The organism is Pseudomonas gregormendelii (genome assembly GCF_017114825.1).
Taxonomy (GTDB): Bacteria; Pseudomonadota; Gammaproteobacteria; order Pseudomonadales; family Pseudomonadaceae; genus Aquipseudomonas; species Aquipseudomonas gregormendelii.
In genome coordinates this window covers 13251-36960 of sequence record NZ_JADEVO010000028.1, presented here as the reverse complement: position 1 = coordinate 36960, position 23710 = coordinate 13251, and the positions used below count along the sequence as shown (strand labels likewise).

Genomic DNA, 23710 nt, shown 5'->3' with positions numbered 1-23710 from the left:
AAGAGTTTGATGAGGTTTTAACAATGGCTGAACGTCTGAATAATGACTTCCAGTTCATCGAGGTCGGGCGCAAGGATCCGAAGAAGAAACTGTTGCGTCAACGCAAGAAAGAGTTCGTGGAGATCTACGAACCTTTCAAACCCCAGCATTCGGCCGATCAGGCCCACCGCTGCCTGGGTTGCGGTAACCCGTATTGCGAATGGAAGTGCCCGGTGCACAACTTCATTCCGAACTGGCTGAAGCTGGTGGCCGAGGGCAACATCCTCCAGGCCGCCGAACTGTCGCACCAGACCAACACACTGCCGGAAGTGTGCGGGCGAGTGTGCCCGCAGGATCGCCTGTGTGAGGGGGCGTGCACCCTCAACGACGGCTTCGGCGCAGTGACCATCGGTTCGGTCGAGAAATACATCACCGATACCGCGTTCGCCATGGGCTGGCGCCCGGACATGTCCAAGGTCAAGCCGACCGGCAAGCGTGTTGCGATTATCGGCGCGGGCCCGGCCGGTCTGGGCTGTGCCGACGTACTGGTGCGTGGCGGCGTGACCCCGGTAGTGTTCGACAAGAACCCGGAAATCGGCGGCCTGCTGACCTTCGGCATTCCCGAGTTCAAGCTGGAAAAGACCGTGTTGAGCAATCGTCGCGAAGTCTTCACCGGCATGGGCATCGAGTTCCGCCTGAACACCGAAGTGGGCAAGGACGTGACCGTCGAGCAACTGCTCGAAGAATACGATGCCGTGTTCATGGGCATGGGCACCTACACCTACATGAAGGGCGGCTTTGCCGGTGAGGACCTGCCGGGCGTGCATGACGCGCTCGACTTCCTGATCGCCAACGTTAATCGCAACCTGGGCTTTGAAAAGTCGCCGGAAGATTTCGTCGACATGAAAGGCAAGAAGGTTGTGGTTCTGGGTGGCGGCGACACGGCGATGGACTGCAACCGTACGTCGATTCGCCAGGGTGCCAAATCGGTGACCTGTGCCTATCGTCGCGACGAAGCCAATATGCCGGGCTCGCGCAAAGAGGTGAAGAACGCCAAGGAAGAGGGGGTGAAATTCCTCTACAACCGCCAGCCGATCGCCATTGTCGGTGAAGACCGCGTCGAAGGCGTGAAAGTGGTCGAGACCCGTCTCGGCGAACCGGACGCCCGTGGCCGTCGCAGCCCCGAGCCGATCCCGGGCTCCGAAGAAATCATCCCGGCCGACGCCGTGGTTATCGCCTTCGGTTTCCGCCCTAGCCCGGCGTCGTGGTTTGAACAGCACAGCATCCAGACGGACAGCCAGGGCCGCGTCGTGGCCCCGGAGCAGGGTCAGTACAAACACCAGACCAGCAACCCGAAAATCTTCGCCGGTGGCGATATGGTTCGCGGCTCTGACCTGGTGGTGACGGCGATCTTCGAAGGCCGCAACGCCGCCGAAGGGATCCTGGATTACCTGGGGGTCTAGCCCTCCGATCCAGACCTGACATGCAATAACCCTGTGGGAGCTGGCCTGCCAGCGATAGCATCACCTCGGACCGACTGACACACCGAGGTGTCCGCATCGCTGGCAGGCCAGCTCCCACATTGGTTTTGTGGTGTTGCGAAAGCCGTGTTCCAGCGCGACAAATTGACCCGATAGACAAAAGGCTGACCTGCAACCGTGCCTTTTGCCTCGCGCTCTGAGAAAATGCCCGCACTTTTTTTCCGGATGCCGACATGACTGCCCTGAAGAACGACCGTTTCCTTCGCGCCCTGCTCAAGCAACCCGTAGACGTCACGCCTGTGTGGATGATGCGTCAGGCCGGTCGCTACTTGCCGGAATACCGCGCCAGCCGTGCCAAGGCCGGTGATTTCATGAGCCTGTGCATGAACCCGGAGTTCGCTTGCGAAGTCACCATGCAGCCGCTCGACCGCTATCCGCAACTGGACGCGGCGATCCTGTTCTCCGACATCCTGACCATTCCTGACGCCATGGGCCAGGGCCTGTACTTCGAGACGGGCGAAGGTCCGCGCTTCAAGAAAGTCGTCAGCACCCTGGCCGACATCGAAGCCCTGCCGATTCCTGATCCGCATAAAGACCTCGGCTACGTCATGGATGCGGTCAGCACCATCCGCCGCGAACTGAACGGTCGTGTGCCGCTGATCGGTTTCTCTGGCAGCCCATGGACCCTGGCCACCTACATGGTCGAAGGCGGCTCGTCGAAAGACTACCGCAAGACCAAAACCATGCTCTACGACAATCCGCAAGCCTTGCACCTGTTACTGGACAAGCTGGCTCAGTCGGTCACCAGCTACCTCAACGGCCAGATCATGGCCGGTGCCCAGGCGGTGCAGATCTTCGATAGCTGGGGCGGGAACCTCTCGGCGGCGGCTTACCAGGAGTTCTCCCTGGCCTACATGCGCAAGATCGTCAGCGGGCTGATCCGCGAACACGAAGGTCGCAAGGTGCCAGTCATCCTGTTCACCAAGGGCGGGGGGCTGTGGCTTGAAAGCATCGCCGATGCCGGCGCTGATGCGTTGGGTCTGGACTGGACCTGTGACATCGGCAGTGCCCGTGATCGTGTCGGCGGCAAAGTTGCGCTGCAGGGCAACATGGACCCTACCGTGCTCTACGCCAATCCTGAAGCCATTCGTACCGAAGTCGGGCGGATTCTCGCCAGCTACGGCAAGGGCAGCGGGCACGTATTCAATCTCGGCCATGGCATTACACCGGAGGTCAATCCGGAACACGCCGGCGCGTTCCTGCGCGCGGTGCATGAGTTGTCGGCGCAGTATCACGAGTAGTCGTCGCCCAATAGAAAACGCCCGGCTCGTGCCGGGCGTTTTTGTTTGGAACACGATCAAAAGATCGCAGCCTGCGGCAGCTCCCATACTGTAGGAGCTGCCGAAGGCTGCGATCTTCTGCTTTTAAGCTTTAACACCACCCAGCGGCGGCAATTTCGCCAACTTCAATGCCACCAGCAGCGCAATCACCAGCAAGGTACCCACGAACAACCCGATCCCGTTCCAGCCACCCAGGTGCCAGAACACACCGCCCGCCGTCCCGGCAATGCTCGACCCGGCGTAATAGCTGAACAGGTACAGCGACGACGCCTGGCCCTTGGCCCTGGTTGCGCGTCGGCCAATCCAGCTGCTCGCTACCGAATGCGCGCCGAAGAAGCCGAAGGTGAAAATCAGCATGCCGATGATCACCACCGGCAGTGACGTGAACATCGTCAGGGCGAGGCCGCCGATCATCAATACGATGGTCGACCAGAGCACTTTGCGGCGCCCCAGTTTGTCGGCCAGCGAACCTATTTTTGCCGAACTGTAGATCCCCGACAGGTACACCACCGACAGCAGCCCGACGAAGGCTTGTTCCATGTGGTACGGCTCGGCCAGCAGCCGATAGCCGATGTAGTTGAACAAGGTGACAAAGGCCCCCATCAGCACAAAGGCTTCAAGAAACAGCAGCGGCAAACCGGCGTCACGAAAATGCATGGTGAAACCGTCGACCAGGCTGCGTGGGTGCAGCGAGCGTGGACGGAAGTTGCGTGATTCCGGAAGTATTTTCCAGAACACTGCCGCTGCAATCAGCGCCAGGCCCCCGATGACCAGCATTGCGGTATGCCAGCTGACGAAGTCGATCAACACCCCGGTGATCAGGCGTCCGCTCATCCCGCCAATCGCATTGCCGCCGATGTACAGCCCCATGGCGAGTCCGATGTGCTGCGGGTGGATCTCTTCGCTCAGATAAGTCATGGCCACCGCGGCCAGGCCACTCAATGACAAGCCGATCAGCGCGCGCATCAGCAACACGCCGTGCCAGCTTGGCATCATCGAGCTGGCGATGGTGCACAGCGCCGCTGCCAATAGCGCGGCGACCATCACCGGCTTGCGTCCGACCCGATCGGAAATGGGCCCGGTGATCAGCAGGCCGATGGCGAGCATGCCAGTGGCCACCGAGAGAATCAGGCTGCTCTGGGCTGCATTGATCGAATATTCATGGGACAGCAGCGGCATCATCGGTTGCACGCAATACAGCAGGGCGAACGTCGCAAAGCCACCGCAGAACAACGCCAGCACTGTGCGAATGAACATCGGCGTGCCTTTCTCGATGTAAATCTCCTTGAGCTCGGCAGCGACATCATCCACTGCGCAAGGTGGGACTTCATGGGCGAGTGGCGCAACAACAGTTTTCACTTCGGACCTCGGGAGCGGGCAGCCGGTCAGGCAATGAAAAAAGCATATAGCTGCCTAATGATTCAATCCAATATATTATTCGACCTGTTTAAGAGCTTTTGCGACCTAATGAGGTTTTCATGGAATTGCGTCACCTTCGTTACTTCATTGCCGTCGCTGAAGAACTGCACTTCGGCCGCGCCGCACAGGTGCTGGGCATCTCGCAACCGCCCTTGAGCCAGCAGATTCAGGCACTGGAGCAAGAGGTAGGGGCGCGGTTGTTTGAGCGTACCAATCGTCGGGTCGAGCTTAGCGAGGCGGGCCGGCTGTTTCTGCAGGAAGCGCGGCTGGTGCTGGCGCAGGTCGACAAAGCCGCCGACGTTGCCCGTCGGGCGCAACTGGGCGAACTGGGGGAGCTGAAAATCGGCTTTACCTCATCGGCGCCATTCAACTCGACCATCCCCCAGGCGATTTTCGCGTTCCGCCAGCGCTTCCCGGCGGTGCATTTGAACCTTCGGGAAATGAGCAGTACCCAGGTGGCCGATGCGCTGGTTGATGAGTCGATTGAAGTCGGCATCATGCGCCCGCTGGGGCTGCCGGATTCCCTCAGCGTGGTCGAGCTGATGAGTGAACCGCTGGTGGCGGTACTCAGCTCCAAACATCCGCTGGTGAACGGCAGCGAGGAGGGGTTGTTCCTGTCAGCCTTGGCCCTCGAACCTTTCGTGTTTTTCCCGCGCAGCTATGGCAGCGGCCTTTACGCGCAACTGCTGAACTTGGCCCGCGACTCCGGTTTCAGTCCGCACTTCGCCCAGGAGGCCGGCGAGGCGATGACCATTATCGGGTTGGTGGCCGCAGGGTTGGGCGTTTCGGTGCTGCCGGCGTCTTATCAGCGGATGCGGATTGACGGAGTCGTGTACCGGCCCTTGCTCGATCCGGCGGCGGTGTCGGCGGTGTGGCTGGTGCAGCGCAAGGACCAGAAATCGCCGATGGCGCGGGCGTTTGTGGAGTTGTTGACGAGGAAGGTCGAGCCGCTGCAAGCGTGACTGCTTTGGCTCGTGTTCACCCCGTAGGAGCTGCCGAAGGCTGCGATTTTTTGATCTTTATGTGTTTCAAGACCAGCGCCGAAAAATCAGCGAAGTATTCACCCCGCCAAACGCAAAATTATTGTTCATCACATACTGATTACTCATCTGCCGAAATTCGCCGCGCAGGTAATCGAGCTTGCCGCAGTGCGGGTCGATGTCGTCCAGATTGAAGGTGTGGGCATACAGGTCGCTGTTCATCATTTCGATGCTGAACCACGACTCCAGTGCGCCACAGGCGCCGAGGGTGTGGCCAAGGAAACTCTTCTGCGAACTGATAGGCATGTGCTCGCCAAACAGCGCGCTGGTCGCCAGGGTCTCGGCGATGTCGCCTTGTTCCGTGGCAGTGCCGTGGCCGTTCACGTAGCCGATGTTGGAAGGCTGCAGGCCCGCGTCTTCCAACGCCAGTTCCATGGCCCGGCGCATGGTGACCTGCTCCGGACGGGTGGTGTGCTGACCGTCTGCGTTGCTGCCAAAGCCGACCAGTTCGGCGTGAATGCGCGCGCCGCGGGCCAGTGCGTGTTCCAGTTCTTCGAGCACCAGCATGCCGCCGCCTTCACCAATCACCAGGCCGTCGCGGCCCTTGTCGTAAGGGCGCGGCGTGGTCTGCGGGGCGTCGTTTTTCAGGCTGGTGGCGTAGAGCGCGTCGAAGACCATGGCTTCGGTGGGGCACAGCTCTTCGGCACCGCCGGCAAGCATCAGCGGCAGGCGGCCGAACTTGATCGATTCGTAGGCGTAGCCAATGCCCTGGCTGCCGCTGGTGCAGGCGCTGGACGTGGGGATCAGGCGTCCTGTGAGGCCGAAGAAGATGCTGATGTTCGCCGCCGTGGTGTGGGGCATCATGCGCACGTAGGAATTGGCGTTGAGCCCCTCGGCCACCGAGTTGAGCAGCATATTGCCGAACGCTTTGATTTCGTCGGTGCTGCCAGTGGACGAGCCGCACGCCACGCCCATGCGTCCGTCCTTGATCGATGCATCGCCCAGCAACCCGGCATCGGCCAGAGCCTGCTCCGCAGCACCTACCGCCAGGCGCGATACCCGGCCCATGCTGCGCAGTTGCTTGCGGGTCCAGTGGGCGGGCACCTTGAAGTCATCAATGGGCCCGGCCAGGCGAGTGTTGAGCTCGGTGAAACGGTCCCACTCGTCCATCCGGCGGATGCCGCTGCGGTTGGCCGCGAAGTTGCCGGCTATGGTTTCCCAGTTGCTGCCCAATGAGGTGATACCGGCCATGCCGGTGACGACGACGCGCTTCATCAGCACAGGCCTCCATTGACGGCCAGAACCTGGCGGGTGATGTACGACGCTTCCGCCGACATCAGGAAATTCACCGCGCCGGCCACCTCTTCTGGGGTGCCCATGCGCTGTGCGGGGATCATCTTCATCAGTTCTTCCACCGGCACGTTTTCATCGAGCATCGCCGTGTCGATCAGGCCGGGTGCGACACAGTTGACGGTGATCTTGCGTTTGCCCAGCTCGATCGCCAGGGCTTTCGCCGCGCCGATCAAACCCGCCTTGGAAGCGCTGTAGTTGACCTGGCCACGGTTGCCGATCAGTCCCGATACCGAGGTAATGCACACAATGCGCCCGGCCGCACGGCGGCGGATCATTGGCATCATCACCGGGTGCAGCACATTGTAGAAACCGTCCAGGTTGGTACGCATCACCACATCCCAATCATCCTCGCTCAGCGCCGGAAAAGCACCGTCGCGGGTCAGTCCGGCGTTGAGCACCACGCCGTAATAGGCACCGTGGGTTTCTACGTCCGCTTCAAGGATGACCCTGCAGCTGGCGCGGTCGGACACATCGAATTGCAGTATGCGGGCTTTTCGCCCCAAGGCTTCGACCTCTTTCTTGACCGCGCCAGCTTCCGCCAGGCCACTGCGGCAATGCAGCACGATGTCATGGCCGGCCTGGGCCAGACGCAGGGCAATGGCGCGCCCGATACCACGGCTGGAACCGGTGACCAGTATGGATTCAGTCATGACTGGACTCCTTTGATTCATCAAGATATTGCGCGGCCTGAGGCGGGCGGAACACGTTCAGACGAGCGGTGGCGTGGATGCCGGGGGCATTGATATGACATTCGAATACACCCATGCCGTTCTCATCTTCCAGTGAGCGCAGCCCGTGTATGGTCAGCTCGGTGCCGACCGGGAAGTGTTCCACATTGCATTCGAACTTGCGGGTGCCGAGCAGGAAACCCAGCGCGACCGCGTCGCCGCGCTGGCGGGCGTGACAGCCGGCATAGGCGGCGACGCTCTGGGCCATCAGCTCGATGCCGACCCAGGCCGGCAAGCTGCCGTCGGGGCGGCTGAACAGGCCTTCAGGCCTGACCTCCAGGCGGGTGTGGATCTGCTCATCATCGAACGACAGGATCTGTTCGATCAGGATCATGTCGCCAGCGTGCGGCAGCAGTTCGGCGAGCGGCCAGTCGATCATGGTGCGTCTCCGATTATCAGGCTGACGTTATTGCCACCGAAAGCGAAGGAATTGCTCATCAGGTAGCGCGGTGCAATGGACGACAGGCGATCCGTCCTGGTCACCCAGTTCAGAGGTGGCAGGTCAGGGTCGGGTTGACCATCCCAGACATGCGGCGCCATGGCGTGCTGCAGATTGTCCTTGCACAGGCTCAGCCAGCAGAACGCAGCTTCCAGGGCGCCCGCTGCGCCGAGGGTGTGGCCGGTCAGCGGTTTGGTCGACGAGCAGGGCACCCCATCCGGGAACAGGGTTGTCACCGCCAGGCTTTCCATCGAATCATTATGTTGTGTGGCCGTGCCGTGCAGGTTCAGGTAGGCAATCTGGGACGGTTGCAGATTCGCACGATCCAGGGCCTTGCGCATGGCCTGCAGGGCGCCGCGGCCAGCCGGTTCCGGCGCGGAAATATGGTGTGCATCGGAACTCGCACCGCTGCCCAGCAGCGCAATCGACGGGCTGCCGCCGGGCTGTCTGGTCATCAGGAACAGTACGGCCGCTTCGCCGATGTTGATGCCGTTGCGATTGACTGAAAACGGGTTGCAGCGCTGACCGGACACGGCCTCCAGCGCCGAGAAACCGTTGAGGGTCAGTTTGCACAGGCTGTCGACTCCGCCGCACAGCACCGCATCGCACAACCCCATGTTCAACAGGCGCTGGGCGCTCATCAGCGCCCGGGCACTTGAGGTGCACGCGGTAGAGATGACATAGGCCGGACCGCTGGTTTGCAGCCAGTCGGCGAGGAAATTCGCCGGCGCCCCGAGTTCCTGTTGCTGGTAGTTGTAGTCAGCGGGAAACACCTCCTCGCGAATGTAATGGGCCAGGCCGCGGCTGGCTTCGTCTATGCCTGAAGTGCTGGTGCCCAGGACCACGCCAATGCGATGGCGGCCGTAGGTCGCAATCGCCTGGTCAATGTCCTCGCGAATCTGCAGGGCGGCTTCCAGCAGCAGCTGATTGTTGCGGCTGGCTTGCTCCGACAGTTCGACAGGGATGGCCACGAGGTCGCCGCGCACAGCCGCCACCGGCACCGTACGATCGACAATCCAGCCGGCTTCGTCGCGCATTCCGGAGCAGTCGCCGGCAAACAGGTTGTGGCTGACCTCCTCCTTGCCCCGGCCCAGGGCGCAAATCACCCCCAGGGCGTTTAAATAGGCCGTCATGGCGTGTCCCCGCTCAGGGGCGTGACCTGGTATTTCGGACCTTTGGGTAGGGTCAGATCGAAGTTTTGCGATTGCCTGTAGCGCACGTCCCAACGCTCGGGCAATGACCGTTGCGTACCGTGTTGCCAGGCCGTCGGATAGTTGCCTTGCAATTGATCCCTGGGGGTCAGCGCAAACAGCAACGCGGCGAACAGTTCCCGCGCTTCGGCATTGGGTGGCAGCAGGCCGTCGGCGTGCCATGCGCCGTCGACCAGTTTCTGCCGGGCTTGGGGAATGCCCAGCAGGTCCATCAGCGACCAGCGAATGCCCGGCCCTTCGCGCTGGATCACCAACACCCAGTCCAGGCGCTGGTCGGCTTGCAGGCGCTGGATATGCAGTTGCATGGGCAGCGGCAGGTCAGGCGTTTGCTCGGGCAGCGGCGCGCGGCTGGTGCAGGCGCTCAGCAGCACTGTACCGAGCAGCAAAAATGCGGGAACGAGCCTGCTCGCGATGGCGGCGAAGTAATCAACAATCCAGTTGCCTGACCCCTCGCTATCGCGAGCAGGCTCACTCCTGCAGGATTGCGCGGCGTTGAAAATACTCATCAAACGGCACCTTCAAGCGGTTTGCGCGCCACCACATTGACCAGGGTTTCTTCCCGCTCACCAGCGGCTTTTGGCCGTTGCAGGCCCAGGCGCTCCAGTAGGCCAAAATCCCTGGCGCGACTCCACCACAGGTATGGGTAGGACACGTTCTGCGGGCCGAACTCGAAACCCTGTTGGCGAATCATCTGCAGATAACCGGCGGCACTTTTTTGCACATGCATGGGATGGCGAAACAACCAGCGAATCACCCAGGTATCAATGTAAGCCTCGGTGGATTCGGCGAACAGCAGATACCCACCAGGTTTCAATACTCGATAGAACTCGGCCAGGGCCAGGTCCTGCTCCACCAGGTGATGGAACGTCTGGTGACAGAACAACAGGTCGACACTGGCGTCCGGCAGTTGAATGCTCGCGCAGTCACTGCCGATCAGTTCCACTTCGATGCACTGGCGAGCGGCTTCTTCACGGCTGAGTTCGAGACTGTGAGGGTCGGCATCCAGGCCTGTAAGGCGTTGCGGTGCAAAGGTCTGGTGCAACAGCTGGAACGACTTGCCCTGGCCACAACCGGCATCGAGCAGCACGGGATGAGCGGGTGGTGGTTCGCTGAACAGGCTGCGCAGGTCATTGATCGCCACCCGCAACACGTGGTGCTGCCAGGTGTGGCTGCGCAGGAACCAGAAACCGAAGCGGGTTTCCTCGACGTAATTGTCGCTCAGGAAACTCATGTGGCGTCCCTTGCGCACAGTTCCGAGAGCATCCGCAGCCGGCGTTTGGGTTCGGCCACGAACGGGTTGCGTTCGTCCCAGGCATAACCGGCGAGGATCGCGCTGATCATGCGGCGAATGTCCGGTGAACTGCCCGGATGGTAGATCACGTCCTGGAAGGTTCCGGCGTACCAGCCTTCCACGTAGCAGCGAAACGTATCGACGCCACGCTTGAGCGGGACGGCGAAGTCGCTTTCCCAGTCGACATTTTCACCCTGCAGTTGGCGATGCAGTACCGCAGCGGCCATGCTCGCCGAGCGCATGGCAATGGTCACGCCGGAGGAAAACACCGGGTCCAGGAATTCGGCGGCGTTACCCAGCAGCGCGAAGCCGGGCCCGTGCAGGGATTTGACGTTGGCCGAATAACCACCGATGGTGCGCGCGGGGGTGTCCCAGACTGCGTTGTCGAGCACGGCCGACAGGCTTGGGGTTTCGGCGATAAAACCACGCAGGCAGTCGTCCAGATTGTCTGCGCGCCCCGCGAAATGTTCCGCCGCCGCGACCACGCCCACAGAGCACCGGCCATTGCTGAACGGGATGGTCCAGAACCAGATATCGCGCTGGGTTGGATGGGTGGTGACGAGGATTTTGCTGCGATCGAAGGCCGGATTGTCGATATGGTCTTCGACATGGGTGAACACGGCCTGACGCACCGGAAAGTTCGACGGCGCTTCGAGGTCGAGCAGGCGCGGCAGGACCCGCCCGTAGCCGCTGGCATCGAGTATGAATTGGGCTTCTATGCGGTACTCGCTGCCATCTTCGCGCAGCACGCCGAGCTGAGGTTTTGCCGGGTCGGCCACCACGCTGACGATGGTTTCACCGTAGCGGATTTCGACGCCTTGCAGCGCTGCCTGGTCCGCCAGCAGCTTGTCGAAATCGGCGCGCAGCACCTGGAAGGTGGTCGGTTTGCCGTTGCTGAAGGTGTCGCCAAAGTCGAACGCGCTGTACTGCTCGCCCCAGGCGAAGGCCGCCCCGGTTTTCAGTTGGAAACCGGCGGCGTTTACTGCATCGAGCATGCCCGCTTCCTCGACGAAGTCCAGACAGTGGGACAGCAGGCTTTCGCCAATGGAAAACCTCGGGAAATGCTGACGCTCGATCATCAGCACATCATGCCCTTTGCGTTTAAGCAAAGCGGCGGCGATGGCACCCGAAGGGCCTGCGCCGATGACAACCACCTGGCGACGTTCCGTTTCAACTGTTGGCATGGGGGTTCCTTGCCGGGGCGGCGATGTTCATGGGGATTCGGTGCATGCCGACCAGTGCCGGCAGCAATGTCGCGATCAGTCCCATCAGCATCAGCGCAAAATACAGCGCCGGGCTGATGAGATGTTGTTGCAGCAGCAGGTTGAGAAAGACGATCTCGCTCAAACCGCGAATATTCAGCAGAACACTTTCCCGCCAGCGACTGGCGCCTTCAAACGAAGCACCGGCCCAGCCCAGGCCCAGCCAGTTGCCCAGCAATTTGCTGGCTATCGGCAACACCAGCAACGCTGCCAGCTGCCCCCAGCCAAGGCTGGCCATGGCGCTATGGACGTCGATTTGCACGATGCCGAACGTGAGAATGAGCGGGATCGCGATGTTCGTCTGCAACCGACTCATCCAGGCCGCCGGCAGCGGCAGGACTAATGGCACTTTCAAGGCCGCCATGCACAGCAGGTAGCCGATGCCGAGAATCAGTGCATTGAGCTTGAAGTGTTCGGCAACCACCAGCAGCGCGAAGAAACAGCCGCTGTGCAACAACGGTTGGCGCATGCCGAGCAGGCTCAGCAGTAACGGCAGGCAGGCTCCTGCCAATGGCAGCAGCAGACTGCTCAAGTGCAGGCTGCCCTGGGCGATGGCGAACAGGGTCCAGCACGTGAGGTCGATCAGGATGGCGGTCTGCACCAGGCGTCGCGTAGCAGCGCTCGGGTAGTTGATGTGTCGCAAGTACAGGTACAACACGGGAATTGCGGTGATGGCGAACAGCAGGCCGACTGCCAGCGAGCTGATCCAGGGCTGCGCGGGCAACAGCCATACCGCAGTAGCCAGTCCGCAAGCGAAGGGAATGCAGAAACTCGGCAGGGCAATTTTCAGGCTCTGGCGGTCCAGACGCAGGTCGATGACGTCACTGAGGATATGCCCCAGTAACAGGGCAAAACTCAGGCTGTAGAGATTTTTCAGCCAGGCCGGGGAGACAAGCTGGGCGCCGCTCAATTGCCAGCCGGGCTCGATCCAGAAGTACATCAACAGCGGCAAACCGATGGTGGCCAGCAGCAACTGGCTGACAATAGGGATCAGGCCAAAGCGGCGCCCGACGTAGGTCGCCAGGGCAAACAGACTCAGGGCCAGGATCCAGAACAGGGCGATCATCATGCCACCGACTCCGCCGTTTCAACCGCATGACTCTGGCGGCAAGCCCACGGCGCCAGCATGAAACTGAACACCAGCCCCAGGCTCACCGACAGGCCGAAGTTGCTCACCGCTGGCGTGCTCGACACGGCCAGCAGCCCGAATGACAACCAGGTGGTCAGCGCCGCCAGCAAGGTGCCCAGCAGGCTCACTGCCGCCCCACCGACCTGCTCGCGCATGAGGATCGCGTAGTCGACGCTGATGGCGGTGACCAACAGCAGGCCAAACAGGCTGAACAAGGTCAGCGGCTGCCCCAGCCAGCCCAGACTGGCCAGGCTGCAAACCGCGGCCAGCAGCGGCAGAGTGACAATGCGCAAGGCGCCGCCAAGGCCGAACGGCAGGATCAGCACCAGCACGATCAGCACGCAGGAGGCCAGTTTCAACTCGGCGGCGCTGATCTGGGTCGCGGCGAAGACGCTGTTCAATTCACCCAGGCGATCGACCAGCTCCACACCCGGCAGGTCCAGGGCCTGAACCTGCAGCAGCGCGGGGTTATTCAAGCCTTGCAGGCTGACCATCGCCGCTACGCCTCCGTCATCGGTCGAACCCAGCCACAGGGCACGATAGGGCTCTGCCAGCGGGCCGCGTAGCGCCGTGTCGACATCCTGGATCGGCAACGCGCGCAAGCTCTCGAGTTCGGCTTGCAGTGCTGCCACCGGCACGCCGAGATCAAGCAACGGCTGCCAGTGTTGCGCCAGTTTGTTCAGCGCTTCGCGAACCTGTACCTGTTCGCTGGGCGGGCTGACCAGTTGATTGAGGGACAGGTAACCCTGGAGTTTCTCCAGGTTGACCAGTTGATCGAGTCGCTCGCTCAGCGCGTTCTGGCGTTCGAGCAATTGCTGCTGATCGGCCGCGCGCACCAGGAAGAACTGGCTGGTGGGCTGATAGCCGGTGATCCGGGCAATGGTCTGGGCTTCGTCCGTCAGCTGCTGGGGCGCGCCGACCCATTGGCGAATGTCGTTCTTGCTGTCGAGCTGCAGCAGGCCGGCGACGCAGAAGGCGACCAGTACTGCCAGCAATACCGGGGTGCTTGCCCGCTTGATGAGTGCTTCGCGGCACAGCAGCAAGCTTTCGCAAACCCTTAACGGCCATTGTGCAGGGCGCAATTGCACACCCTTCAGCAATGCCGGTAGCAGGCATACCGCGCACAAGTAGGCGCCGATCAGACCCGCTGCGGAGAACACCGCGATCTGGGTCAGCGCTGGAAACGGAGTCCAGGCCAGGGCGAGGTAACCGATGCAACTGGTGATCAGGCTCAGGGTCAGGCCGGGCAAGGTCAGGCGCAGGGCTGGCCAGCTGCGCCAGGGGTTCAGGCTCCAGCTTTTGGACAGGTAATGCAGCGGGTAGTCGACCGCCACGCCGATCAGGCTCGAACCGAGCACCAGCGTCATCACATGCATATGGCCGAACAGGGCGACGCAGGCCACCGCACCGAAGAGCATGCCCACCAGCACCGGGACAAAGGCGAGCAAGACGCGCCAGCGCCGGAAGGCCAGCAGTAGCAATAATAGAATGCCGATCGTGGCGCCGCCGCCGACCCAGGTCATTTCGCGGGTGGCTTGCTGCTGGCCGTTTGCGGCATAGAGCAGGCCGCTGGCCGCCAACAGTTGTACCTTGGCCTGGGCGGCTTCGGCACGGCTGCTTTGGAGCAGTTCGGCGACCTGCAGGGGCAGCTTCATGTCGAATGCATTGCCGGTGGTGCGCGCGCGCAGCAGCACCCAGCTTATGCCGTCAGTATCAGCCACCAGCGCACCGCTGCCGATGTCCAGTTGTACGGCGCCGTGTTGGGGCTGGCTGTTCTGGATGCGTCCGGTTAACCCTAGCCAGTCTTCCTGGCTGGGTACCAGACTGAAACCGGTGAAGGGGTCGAAGAGGCCTTGCACGCGCTGCTGGATGAACGCTTCGGGGTGCTCGATCAACTGCTGGCGATCTTCGACCGAGAGCATCGCCAGGCGACCCTCCAGCAGCTGGGTGCGCAGCGCCGGCAAGTCGGCTTGCAGGTTCCACTGGACCTTTTCGAACAGGCCGCTGGCTTGCCATTGCTCGCCGAGTTGCTGCGCCATGGCCACGGCCTGTTGGCGATCAGCGTGGCCGACCAGCACCAGCATCTCGCGGTTCAACGGTTCCTGCATGCGCTGCTCCGCGCGTGACTCCAGTGCATCCGGTGCCGTGCCTGGTACCAGCTCCATCAGGTTGGCCGACAGCGGTGGGCCGTTACGCCATTGCCAACCGGCCAGCGCCAGTACCACCAGTAGCAGGATCAGGAAAATCTGCGGGAGCCTGCGTTCACTCGGCAAAGTCATGTTGCTCCGAGTCGCTCAACGGTTGCGCGGCGGTACTGTCCTGCATGCGTAAAAGGGTGCTGTCGCCCTGGGTTTCAAGCAGTTCGATACTGTGCACCAACTCGGCCCCGGCAATGTTGATCTGGTTGAACACCTGCTTTAACAGCAGCGAACGCGGGATCAGGGTCAACTTCCAGTCCTGTGCATCGCCACTGAGCGACAGGTCGAAGTCTCGTTGCAGCCCGCTGCTGTCACCTTGCAGCACCGCGAGGAACAAACGGTTCTGCTCGGCTCCGGCGCTTTTGCCCGGCAGCATTTGCCAGCCGTTACCTTCGCGCCGGGCGATGCCCTTGGCGGTGATCCGATAATCCTGCTGCAGCGGTGTTCTGAGCAGCCAGAGCAGGCCGTGGTTTTTCGCCAGGACGAATGTGCCCTTGCTGGTCAGCGGCTGGGGCAGGGCGCGCAGGTGTTTTTCCTGGATGAAACTGCCGTGGATCACGTCAGGTTTGCCCAGTTGATCGCTGAGCTGCTGCAGATCAAAAGCCTGGGCCAGTGAAGTACCCAGCAGCATGACGCCTGCCACCAGAAATTTGCAGCAGGTTGTCCGCCAGTTCATTCGAGCACCTTTTCCACTGCATCGGTAAAGATCTTGGGTGAAGCCAGTTGCATTTCGCGATTGCTCATATCGACGGCGACCTGCACGGATACAGCGCGGGTCAGGCGTTCGCCGGTTTCCAGGTCGGTGATCAGGTAGTTGATCTTCAACCGGTTCTCCCATTCCACCAGGTTCGCCCGGACGTTGAGCTTCTGACCGAACACCGCGCCACGTACATACCGCAGCTGCAGGTCGATCACCGGCCAGGCGTAGCCCGACTCGACCATGGCGCTGTAGTTGTGGCCGATTCGGTCCAGCAACGCACAGCGGGCGACTTCCAGGTATTTGATGTAATGGCCGTGCCAGACGACGTGCATGGTGTCGACGTCGAAGAACGGCACGAGGATTTGCGTATCGATGTGAAGCACACCCTTGCTACGCATGCAGCCTCCAGTGTTGTTCGGCGATACGCTGCAGGCACAGGCGCAACTCGCTCTCCAGGGCCCGGTCCTCGATGACCGGCGGGAAATCTTCAGCCAGCTGCGCGTGCATGGCGGCAAGTGCCGGCGGCAATGTACGCGCGTCCTCGGCTTTACTGCGTAACCAGACGCCCTGGTTGGCGGCCAGCAGCGTCGCGGCAGCCACTTGTTCGGTCAGCTCCAGCACGCGAATCGCATCCCGTGCAGCGATGGTGCCCATGCTCACCTTGTCCTGATTGTGGCACTCGGTGGAGCGGGAAAAGACGCTGGCCGGCATGGTGTTCTTCAGGGCTTCCGCAGTCCACGCGCTCGTACCGATCTGCACCGCCTTGAAGCCGTGATTGAGCATCGCCCGATCAGCCGTGGCACCCGACAGATTGCTCGGCAAGCCATGGTTGTAGCGCTCGTCGACCAACAGTGCGAGCTGACGATCGAGCAGGTCGGCGACGTTGGCAACCAGGGTCTTCAGGCTATCCATCGCAAAGGCGATGTGGCCGCCGTAGAAATGACCGCCGTGCAGTACCCGCTCGGCTTCAGCGTCGATGATCGGATTGTCGTTGGCGCTGTTGAGTTCTATTTCGATGAACGAGCGCAACCAGTTCAGGCTATCGGCCAATACGCCGAGCACGTGGGGCGCACACCGCAGGGAATAGCGATCCTGCAGGCGATGCAGCGGTGCGGTGGGAGCGTCGATGGCCAAGTCCTTGCGCAGCCATGCAGCGACCTGCATCTGCCCCGGATGGGGTTTCGCGGCGAACAGGCGCTCGTCGAAGTGTTCCGGATTGCCTTGCAGCGCCACCACGTTCATTGCGGTGATGCGGGTGGCCAGTTGCAGCAGGTAATCGGCTCGCGCGTAGGCCAGGCAGGCGAGGCCCGTCATGACGGCGGTACCGTTCATCAATGCCAGGGCTTCCTTGGGCCTGAGCACCAGGGGTTCCCAGCCCAGTTCGCGATGGACGTCGGCCGCTGGCCGGCGTTCGCCACCAAACATGACTTCGCGCTCGCCGGACAACGTCGCGGCGACATACGACAACGGGGTCAGGTCGCCGCTGGCGCCCACCGAGCCTTCCTCCGGTATCAGCGGCAGGATGTCGTGTGCAAGGAAGGCCTGGAGGCGTTCCAGCAGTTCCACGCGAACCCCCGACACACCCTGGCACAGCGACTGCAGGCGTGCAGCGAGCACGGCGCGGGTCGCCTGGGCGTCGAGTAACTTGCCCAGGCCGCAACCGTGGAATGTGTACAGGTGACGAGGCAGCGCCTCGACGTGATGCAGCGGCACCGCGACTACGCAGGAGTCGCCATAGCCGGTAGTCACGCCGTAAATCACCCCTTCCTTGTCCAGCAGCGAATCCAGGAACTGCGGGCCTTTGGCGATGCGCTGGCGAAACAGGGCGTCGCCTTGCAACTGCACAGGCACCTGGCGGTTGGCCAGGGCCCGTACATCTTCAATACGCAGGGGGAGTTCGCCGAAGGTTACCGGCTCAAGCGTTGGCGTCGTCATCGGTCTTCCAGAAAGGGTAAAAGTTGAACCATTGTTGTGGTGCTTCGAGGCAATAGTGACCCAAGCGTTCGGCGTAGCGGCTCGCCCACTGATGAATGACCTGTTCGCGCTCGCTGCGTTTCCAGGTCACGGCATCGGTGAACGGCTCGAGTGTCAGTCGATAATCGCCTGTTGGCTTCTTCAGGCACAACAACAGGTTTACCGGGCATTTGAGCAGGCCAGCCAGCAGCCATGGGCCCTGCGGAAATGCGGCCTGATGGCCGAGAAAGTCCACCGTGACGCTACGCCCGCCATGCAGTGGGACACGATCGCCGGCAATTGCCAGCCACTCGCCACGTTCCAGACGCTCGTGCAGTTGCAGCATGATCACCGGGTCAAGCTCGCTCACCTGAATCAGGCGCAAGTTGGTCGCGCCGGCTTCGCCCAGCAGTCGGTTGAACTGCTCGGCATGCTTGGTGTGCACCAGCACGTTCATGGTGACCTTTTCGCCGATCTCCGCCAAGGCGCGGCACACCTCGAGATTGCCCAGGTGCGCACCCACCAGCATCTGGCCGCGGGAGCCACGCAATTGACCGCGCAGCAGGGCGGGGTCGATGATTTCGATCTGCTCGATGCTCAGCTTGCCGTTCCAGACGTCGAGTTTGTCGAGCATCGAGTCGGCAAATGCCATGAATTGGCCGAAGACGCGCCAGTGGGTCGGGCGCAATTCGCTGCGCCCGCTCCAGTCGGCAAGCCGTTGCTGGTATTGCCAGGCGCTGCGGCGAGCGCTTCGACCAAAGAGGAAAAAGTACAGGACGATGCCATACAACAGTGGGCTCAACAGGCGCCGACCCAGCACCCGGGCACCGAATGCCGTGAGCTTCATCAGCCAGAAACTGCCGCGCTCCTCACGGTCGGCCCAGTGCGCCTTGTTGGAGTTGCTGCTCATGTGCGCCACCGCTGCCAGAGCATCGCCGGCGCGCGCAACAACATGCCGAAAAACAGCCGCGTGTGCATGCTCGATATCAGTACGTTGTCGTGGAGCAGGCGAAAGTGTGAAACGCCATCCAGCGGATAATGAACCCGTGTAGGCCGCCACAGCATCGGTTGATTGCGCCAGGCCAGGCGCACCAGGATGTCCGAGTCGAAATCCATGCGCTTGCCGATTTTCGCCGAGTCGATCAAGGCCAGTACGGGCGGCAACGGATACACGCGAAAGCCGCACATCGAGTCGCGAATCTGCAGCGACAGTGTGTTGATCCAGACCATCACGTGGGTCAGGTAGCGGGCATACAGACGGCCCTTGGGGACGCTTGCGTCGTATTGCGGGTACCCGCAGATAATCGCTTCGGGGTGGGCGCGAGACTGCTCGATGAAGGTGCCGATGTCCTGCAGGTCGTGCTGGCCGTCGGCATCCACCTGCAATGCGTGAGTGAACCCCAGGCGCGCGGCTTCGCGCAGACCGGTCATGACCGCACCGCCCTTGCCCTGGTTGGCGGCGAGGCGAATCAGGAATACCTTTTCGCGCAGCGCCAGGTGATCGAGCACTTTTGCACAGGACGGGGCGCTGGCATCGTCCACCAGGATGCAGGGAAGACCGCTGCCAAGTACCGCCTCGACCACGGTGGTAATCGCGGTTTCGTGGTTGTAGACCGGGATGACGGCGCAAGGGTTATGCATGAGCACATCCCCTGGGCGATTGAGTGCGCAGCACTTGCCAGAATCAAGCATCGCTCGCCGCCTCCAGCAGAATCCGCCCACTGGAACAGGTCGCGGTTTCATTGCGATAAGCGAAATACAGCTTGCCGCGCACCGGATCAAAACGCAGGTGCAACTGGACCTGATCCCCCGGGCGCACCAATTGCTGGAATTTCAGGACTTCCATACCGGCGAATTTTTCCGGCAGGTTGATCAATCGTTGGCCCAGGGCGAGGGCCCAATCGACCTGCACCACACCGGGCAACACCGGCGCCTTGGGGAAATGGCCGCTGAAGAACGCCAGGTCCGGTGGCACCGCCAATTGCAGGCTCCACTCGCCATCGTTTTCGATCTGTTGCAGTACTTCCGGCAATTTCGGCCGAGCAGCCAGCAATAACCCCTCGACATCCGCTTGCGCAAGCTTGCCCTGGCTGTTGAACGGCAGTTGTCGCAGAAAACGCCAGCGTCGCGGCAAAGCCAGGGTTTCGCAGTGCTGGCCCAGGTGCTGGCGCAGCTCCTCGGTAACGGCGCGCCGGCCCTGATTGCGCAACGCGTGCAAGCCTGACTCGCTCAAGACCAGCAGCGCGCCCAGCGACGCGCGGTTTTCCTGCACCACACCCATGCGTGCTTCAGCCACCCACTCATGGGTGCTCAACGCCTGTTCGAGCATTGGAAGCGAGATACGTTTTTCTTCCAGTTTGACGATTCGGTCCAGCCGCCCCTGTAGCTCAAAACGGCCGTCGGCGGCAATTTGCGCGGCATCGGCGGTATGTTCAACATGGCCTGGGGGCATGTACGGAGAGCTGACAAGCAACGCACCGTCACTGTCCAGCGCCAGTTCAACGTCGGCAAATGGCTGCCAGGGCTCATCGGCCTGGCGCCAGGCAATACCGCCGGTTTCCGAGCTGCCGAGGATTTCCGTCGGCCATTGTTGCAGGCGCTGGTGCAGGCTTCGCGCCGCTTCGGCCGGCAAGGCGCCACCAGAAGAAAACACCCGGCGAACTGCACTCAGGGCGGGCCAGTCAAGGTTGTCGCCCATGCGCTTGAGCAGCGCCGGGCTGGCGACCCAGGCGAATGTCGGGCACTCGCGGCTGGCGCGCTGCAGATCTTCGGGAAACGCCAGCTGTTTGCGCACGAACGGCCGACCGGCGCACAGCGGCCACAGCACTCGGAAAAGCAACCCATAGATGTGCTGGGTGGCGACGCTGCCGATGATGCAGGCCTGGCCAAGGTCGGCACCCCACAGGGCCTCCAGGGCCTGCACTTCATTGGCCAGCTGGCCCAGGGTTTTGTCGATGCGCTTGGGCTCGCCACTGGAGCCTGACGTGCACAGGCTGAGTTGGCATTGGTCCAGGTCGAGCCCGACTGCGCCCAGGGGCGCGCCCCGGTAATCCTCCAGATGTGCGTCGTCGGCCAGGTCGGTCAACCACAGGTCGACTTCCGCGGACCAGCGTTGCCGGGTAACGGGTTGCAGGTCGGCCGGAAGTAGCACGCTGGCGCCGGCGCGCCAGGCGCCAAGCAGGGCGACGGCCAGGTCGGCGGCGTCTTCCAGGTGCACGGCAACGCGCCGTATGCCCTGGCTTTCGAGGCCGGCAGCCAGGCGCAGTGCGCGTTCGCACAGCTGGGCGTGGGTCAGCACCGGCCCGGCCGTCACGGCGCGCTCCGGTTGAGCCTTGAGCAGCAGTTGCTCAAGTTTTATCCAGTTCATGGGTGGCCTCGTACCCGTTGTCGTATCAGCCATTCAATGGCAAACATCAGGCCCATCAATCCATAGGAGATCAGGCCGGTGTACAACATCCACCAGCTCAGCGGCGCCCAAAGGGTCAGGGCTGTCGCCAGCAAGCCGTTACAGAGAAAAAACACACTCCAGGCGATCGTCACCTGGCGGGTATAAACAATGGCCCGGGGCGGCAGTTGCGGCTCACGCAACCGTGCCAGGCGCTCGACTACAGGCGGACCGTATTTCAGGCTCAGGCCAAACAAACCGAGCATGAACCCGCTGATGAGCACCGGATACCAGCGCAACAACAATGGGCTGTCGAACAATGCCAGCAGCAGGCAAAAAATGATCGCGGTCACGGCCATCCACAAGCTGCCGGGTTTGCGCGGGCCGAGCAGCGCTCGCCCCAGCCAGAGGCTTCCCAACAGCAGGCCAAACTGCCAAGGGGCAAAGTGTTCCATGCCGAAATACACCGCGAAGGGGTACAGCAGGCCCGCCAGCAGCAGGCCGAGGCCGATCAGTCGCCTCATGCGGCCGGTTGAACCAGGCGGTAGACCGCTTCGACCACGTCACTGACGGTACGTACCGTTTTGAACTCCTCGGCGGCGATTTTCTTGCCGGTCTGACGTTTGATGTGATCGATCAGGTCCACGGCGTCAATACTGTCGATCTCCAGATCCTGATAAAGATTGGATTCGAGCTTCACGCGTTCAGGGTCCAGTTCGAAGAGTTCGACCAAGGCATCGCGCAGGGTGTTGAAAATGTCGTCACGAGTTTGCATGGTCCGGTCTCAAGCTGCCTGTTTTGCAGTAACGAACGCCGCAAGGCTCGCCACATTGCTGAAATGATTGCGTGTGTCTTTGGCGTCGGCGTCGATCTTGATGCCGTATTTTTTCTGGATGGCCAGGCCGAGCTCCAGTGCATCGACCGAATCCAGGCCCAGGCCTTCACCGAACAGGGTCTGGTCGTCGCCGATCTCTTGCGCACTGATGTCTTCAAGGCCCAGGGCGTCGATGATCAGTTGTTTGATTTCACGGTGTAGATCGCTCATCTTCGGCGAGCTCCTTGATGTAGTAGGAATGCAAATAATCGTTGAGCTTGCGCGAGGCTTGCGGTGCAGGGCCGCAGGCGGCGAAGGCCTGTGGGTCTATGTCGGCCCCGACATGGAAACTGAAGTGCACGCGGCGTTTGGGGATGCGATACCAGGCTTCGGCTTTGGTCAAGGTGCTGGGATTGACCTTGATGGTGACCGGGGTGAGGATTTTCGCACCGCGCAGGGCAATGGAAGCGGCGCCCCGATGAAAGGCCGGCGATTGGCCAGGCTGGGTGCGGGTGCCTTCGGGGAAGATGATCAGCGTCTGGCCGCTTTTCAACGCGTCGGCGGCGGCGTCTAGCATATCCATGCTGCCGTCGTTGCTGATGTATTCGGTGCTGCGCAGCGGGCCGCGAGTGAAAGGGTTTTCCCACAGGCCTTGTTTGACCACGCAGTTGGTGTGGCGCACCAGGCCAATCAGGAACACCACATCGATCAGCGACGGGTGGTTGGCAATAATCATTTGCCCCGGCCTGCCGAGTTTTTCCGCGCCCTGGATATCGTAGGTCAACACGCCGGCCCGAGCCATGAACCGCACAAAAAACCAGAAGCACCGACTCACGGTTCGCCGCGCACGCATTCGGTGGGTCTGCGGATCCCCGGGCAGGCAATTGAGCACGGGGAAAATCACCAGACGCAGGCACAGCCCGCCCAGCCCGAACAGGGCGAAGCTTGCGGCGGTCGCCAGCAGTCGCCAGTAATAGGCGTCGCGGCTCTTTTCGCTCAAAGGTTGCGTTGCCAGGTCCATACACGATTTTTCCAGGCATGTTGGCAGGTAGTCTGCTGGCCGAACAGGGTATGCAAGAGATTCAGGGCATGGGGCCAGTGAGCTTTTGACACTGTATCCGTAGCACTGTTCAGGGACAGCTGCCAATCGTTGCCGGGTGTGATCAGAAGGCCCAATGCATAAGGGAACGGCACGTCGTCGATCCACCGCGAGTAGGCCTGCGGCGGCTGTTCTTCGGTGATTACCAGCAACACGGCCGGCGCGCCTTCGCCGATCAACGCCACGGCCTCCAGCATGCCGTGTTCAAGCCCGTCGCCGGCAGCAGCCAGGGCGGTCATCTCGCTGGTTTCTCCGCGCATGATCGACCACAGCCCAATGATCGCGTTGTGCACGGACAGGCTGAACTGGGTCGGTGACAGCGGTTGATCGGCGGCCAGGTCGCTGAGGATGTCGAACGTGCGCGGTGTTTCACCATGGCGGGAAACAAAGACCAGCGGCAGGTCTTTGCGACCATCGGCCAGCGGCCAGCCCACACTGAAGGCCATTCGCGCCAGGCGGCTGAGCCGGCGTCGCTGCATGGCGGGCAGAAATGAGACGTCCGGGGCTGCATCGCTGGCCTGCAGGACCACCGGTTGGCGACTCCAGGCCTGCCAATCGTCCACGCTTTCGAGCCCAGGGGCCCATGCGCGCCATTGGGCGATGTTGAAATTGATCACAGACATTCATCCCGCCCTGAGGGCTTTTTTGACGCGGTGAGTCACGGAACCAGCGACAAGCATGGCGCGGCGTCAAGCGCCAAGTGGCGCGCATTATCCCGGTGCAGCCAGCGGGTAGCAAATGCTGGTTACATTTTGCTCAAGGAAAATGGACCGGCTGGTTCCTTGGTAAATATCATTTGGCATTATCCATATCGAGGCCAGCGTGTATGTCGGCTCTATCCGATCATCCTGTCTGATCTTGGCCCTTTTTTATTCAGAGTTTTCGCATGACCCTGTAGTCCAATTCCCAACGAGGTAGCGAAGCGACGCTTGGGACCACTACACTCGGT

Annotated in this window: 24 protein-coding genes; 3 read left to right on the top strand and 21 right to left on the bottom strand. The window is 61.7% G+C overall.

Annotated features, from left to right (window positions below):
* Positions 1–23 precede the first annotated feature (23 nt).
* Positions 24–1442, top strand: a complete 1419-nt coding sequence (locus IMW75_RS18735) for an FAD-dependent oxidoreductase (RefSeq protein WP_045061932.1) — start codon at positions 24–26, stop codon at positions 1440–1442.
* A 251-nt stretch (positions 1443–1693) separates the two neighbouring features.
* Positions 1694–2761, top strand: coding sequence for a uroporphyrinogen decarboxylase (hemE, locus tag IMW75_RS18730; RefSeq protein WP_045061931.1), 1068 nt, complete (start codon positions 1694–1696; stop codon positions 2759–2761).
* A gap of 123 nt (positions 2762–2884) precedes the next feature.
* Here hemE and IMW75_RS18725 read toward each other — a convergent pair whose 3' ends face one another.
* A complete protein-coding gene (locus IMW75_RS18725; RefSeq protein ID WP_045061930.1) occupies positions 2885–4159 on the bottom strand; it encodes an MFS transporter in 1275 nt (424 codons plus the stop codon).
* Positions 4160–4278: 119 nt separating this feature from the next.
* Here IMW75_RS18725 and IMW75_RS18720 point away from each other — a divergent pair, with 119 nt between their 5' ends.
* The gene (locus tag IMW75_RS18720) at positions 4279–5181 is read left to right on the top strand and encodes a LysR family transcriptional regulator (protein WP_045061929.1); all 903 of its coding nucleotides are present in this window, start codon (positions 4279–4281) and stop codon (positions 5179–5181) included.
* A gap of 66 nt (positions 5182–5247) precedes the next feature.
* Here the strand turns inward: IMW75_RS18720 and IMW75_RS18715 are convergent, their stop codons facing one another.
* Genes IMW75_RS18715 through IMW75_RS18620 form a run of 20 tightly spaced genes read right to left on the bottom strand, consistent with a single transcriptional unit; the run spans position 5248 to position 23384 of the window.
* The gene (locus IMW75_RS18715) at positions 5248–6474 is read right to left on the bottom strand and encodes a beta-ketoacyl-ACP synthase (RefSeq protein ID WP_205893438.1); all 1227 of its coding nucleotides are present in this window, start codon (positions 6472–6474) and stop codon (positions 5248–5250) included.
* Complete coding sequence (fabG, locus tag IMW75_RS18710) at positions 6474–7202, bottom strand: 3-oxoacyl-ACP reductase FabG (RefSeq protein ID WP_045061927.1); 729 nt, start codon at positions 7200–7202, stop codon at positions 6474–6476. Before fabG ends, IMW75_RS18715 begins: the two co-directional genes overlap by 1 nt.
* Positions 7195–7659: a hotdog family protein gene (locus tag IMW75_RS18705; RefSeq protein WP_045061926.1), complete on the bottom strand. Its 465-nt coding sequence runs from the start codon at positions 7657–7659 to the stop codon at positions 7195–7197. Before IMW75_RS18705 ends, fabG begins: the two co-directional genes overlap by 8 nt.
* On the bottom strand, positions 7656–8852 hold the full coding sequence (locus tag IMW75_RS18700) for a beta-ketoacyl-[acyl-carrier-protein] synthase family protein (RefSeq protein WP_205893437.1): 1197 nt from the start codon (positions 8850–8852) through the stop codon (positions 7656–7658). The genes IMW75_RS18705 and IMW75_RS18700 overlap by 4 nt, the downstream gene beginning before the upstream one ends.
* Complete coding sequence (locus IMW75_RS18695; protein ID WP_082069244.1) at positions 8849–9436, bottom strand: hypothetical protein; 588 nt, start codon at positions 9434–9436, stop codon at positions 8849–8851. Before IMW75_RS18695 ends, IMW75_RS18700 begins: the two co-directional genes overlap by 4 nt.
* Complete coding sequence (locus IMW75_RS18690) at positions 9436–10161, bottom strand: class I SAM-dependent methyltransferase (RefSeq protein WP_045061924.1); 726 nt, start codon at positions 10159–10161, stop codon at positions 9436–9438. The genes IMW75_RS18695 and IMW75_RS18690 overlap by 1 nt, the downstream gene beginning before the upstream one ends.
* A complete protein-coding gene (locus tag IMW75_RS18685) occupies positions 10158–11405 on the bottom strand; it encodes an NAD(P)/FAD-dependent oxidoreductase (RefSeq protein ID WP_205893436.1) in 1248 nt (415 codons plus the stop codon). Before IMW75_RS18685 ends, IMW75_RS18690 begins: the two co-directional genes overlap by 4 nt.
* Positions 11392–12552: a cation:proton antiporter gene (locus IMW75_RS18680; protein WP_205893435.1), complete on the bottom strand. Its 1161-nt coding sequence runs from the start codon at positions 12550–12552 to the stop codon at positions 11392–11394. The genes IMW75_RS18685 and IMW75_RS18680 overlap by 14 nt, the downstream gene beginning before the upstream one ends.
* Positions 12549–14891, bottom strand: a complete 2343-nt coding sequence (locus tag IMW75_RS18675; RefSeq protein WP_205893434.1) for an MMPL family transporter — start codon at positions 14889–14891, stop codon at positions 12549–12551. Before IMW75_RS18675 ends, IMW75_RS18680 begins: the two co-directional genes overlap by 4 nt.
* Positions 14875–15486, bottom strand: coding sequence for an outer membrane lipoprotein carrier protein LolA (locus IMW75_RS18670; protein ID WP_045061920.1), 612 nt, complete (start codon positions 15484–15486; stop codon positions 14875–14877). The genes IMW75_RS18675 and IMW75_RS18670 overlap by 17 nt, the downstream gene beginning before the upstream one ends.
* Positions 15483–15908, bottom strand: coding sequence for an acyl-CoA thioesterase (locus tag IMW75_RS18665; RefSeq protein WP_045061919.1), 426 nt, complete (start codon positions 15906–15908; stop codon positions 15483–15485). Before IMW75_RS18665 ends, IMW75_RS18670 begins: the two co-directional genes overlap by 4 nt.
* Positions 15901–17445 (bottom strand): HAL/PAL/TAL family ammonia-lyase, encoded by a 1545-nt coding sequence (locus IMW75_RS18660; RefSeq protein WP_205893433.1) that lies wholly within the window; start codon positions 17443–17445, stop codon positions 15901–15903. Before IMW75_RS18660 ends, IMW75_RS18665 begins: the two co-directional genes overlap by 8 nt.
* Positions 17426–18373 carry an LpxL/LpxP family acyltransferase gene (locus IMW75_RS18655; protein ID WP_045061917.1) on the bottom strand — a complete coding sequence of 316 codons (948 nt, stop codon included), beginning with the start codon at positions 18371–18373 and terminating at the stop codon, positions 17426–17428. The genes IMW75_RS18660 and IMW75_RS18655 overlap by 20 nt, the downstream gene beginning before the upstream one ends.
* Positions 18370–19104 (bottom strand): glycosyltransferase family 2 protein, encoded by a 735-nt coding sequence (locus tag IMW75_RS18650; RefSeq protein ID WP_045061916.1) that lies wholly within the window; start codon positions 19102–19104, stop codon positions 18370–18372. The genes IMW75_RS18655 and IMW75_RS18650 overlap by 4 nt, the downstream gene beginning before the upstream one ends.
* 43 nt (positions 19105–19147) lie before the next feature.
* The gene (locus tag IMW75_RS18645) at positions 19148–20830 is read right to left on the bottom strand and encodes an acyl-CoA synthetase family protein (RefSeq protein ID WP_045061915.1); all 1683 of its coding nucleotides are present in this window, start codon (positions 20828–20830) and stop codon (positions 19148–19150) included.
* Complete coding sequence (locus IMW75_RS18640; protein WP_045061914.1) at positions 20827–21372, bottom strand: COG4648 family protein; 546 nt, start codon at positions 21370–21372, stop codon at positions 20827–20829. The genes IMW75_RS18645 and IMW75_RS18640 overlap by 4 nt, the downstream gene beginning before the upstream one ends.
* Entirely contained in the window at positions 21369–21623 is a 255-nt protein-coding gene (locus IMW75_RS18635) for an acyl carrier protein (RefSeq protein ID WP_045061913.1), read from the bottom strand. The genes IMW75_RS18640 and IMW75_RS18635 overlap by 4 nt, the downstream gene beginning before the upstream one ends.
* A 9-nt stretch (positions 21624–21632) precedes the next feature.
* Entirely contained in the window at positions 21633–21893 is a 261-nt protein-coding gene (locus tag IMW75_RS18630; protein ID WP_045061912.1) for a phosphopantetheine-binding protein, read from the bottom strand.
* Positions 21874–22683 (bottom strand): lysophospholipid acyltransferase family protein, encoded by an 810-nt coding sequence (locus IMW75_RS18625; protein WP_205893432.1) that lies wholly within the window; start codon positions 22681–22683, stop codon positions 21874–21876. The genes IMW75_RS18630 and IMW75_RS18625 overlap by 20 nt, the downstream gene beginning before the upstream one ends.
* Positions 22659–23384, bottom strand: a complete 726-nt coding sequence (locus IMW75_RS18620) for a beta-ketoacyl synthase chain length factor (RefSeq protein WP_205893431.1) — start codon at positions 23382–23384, stop codon at positions 22659–22661. The genes IMW75_RS18625 and IMW75_RS18620 overlap by 25 nt, the downstream gene beginning before the upstream one ends.
* Positions 23385–23710: the final 326 nt, after the last annotated feature.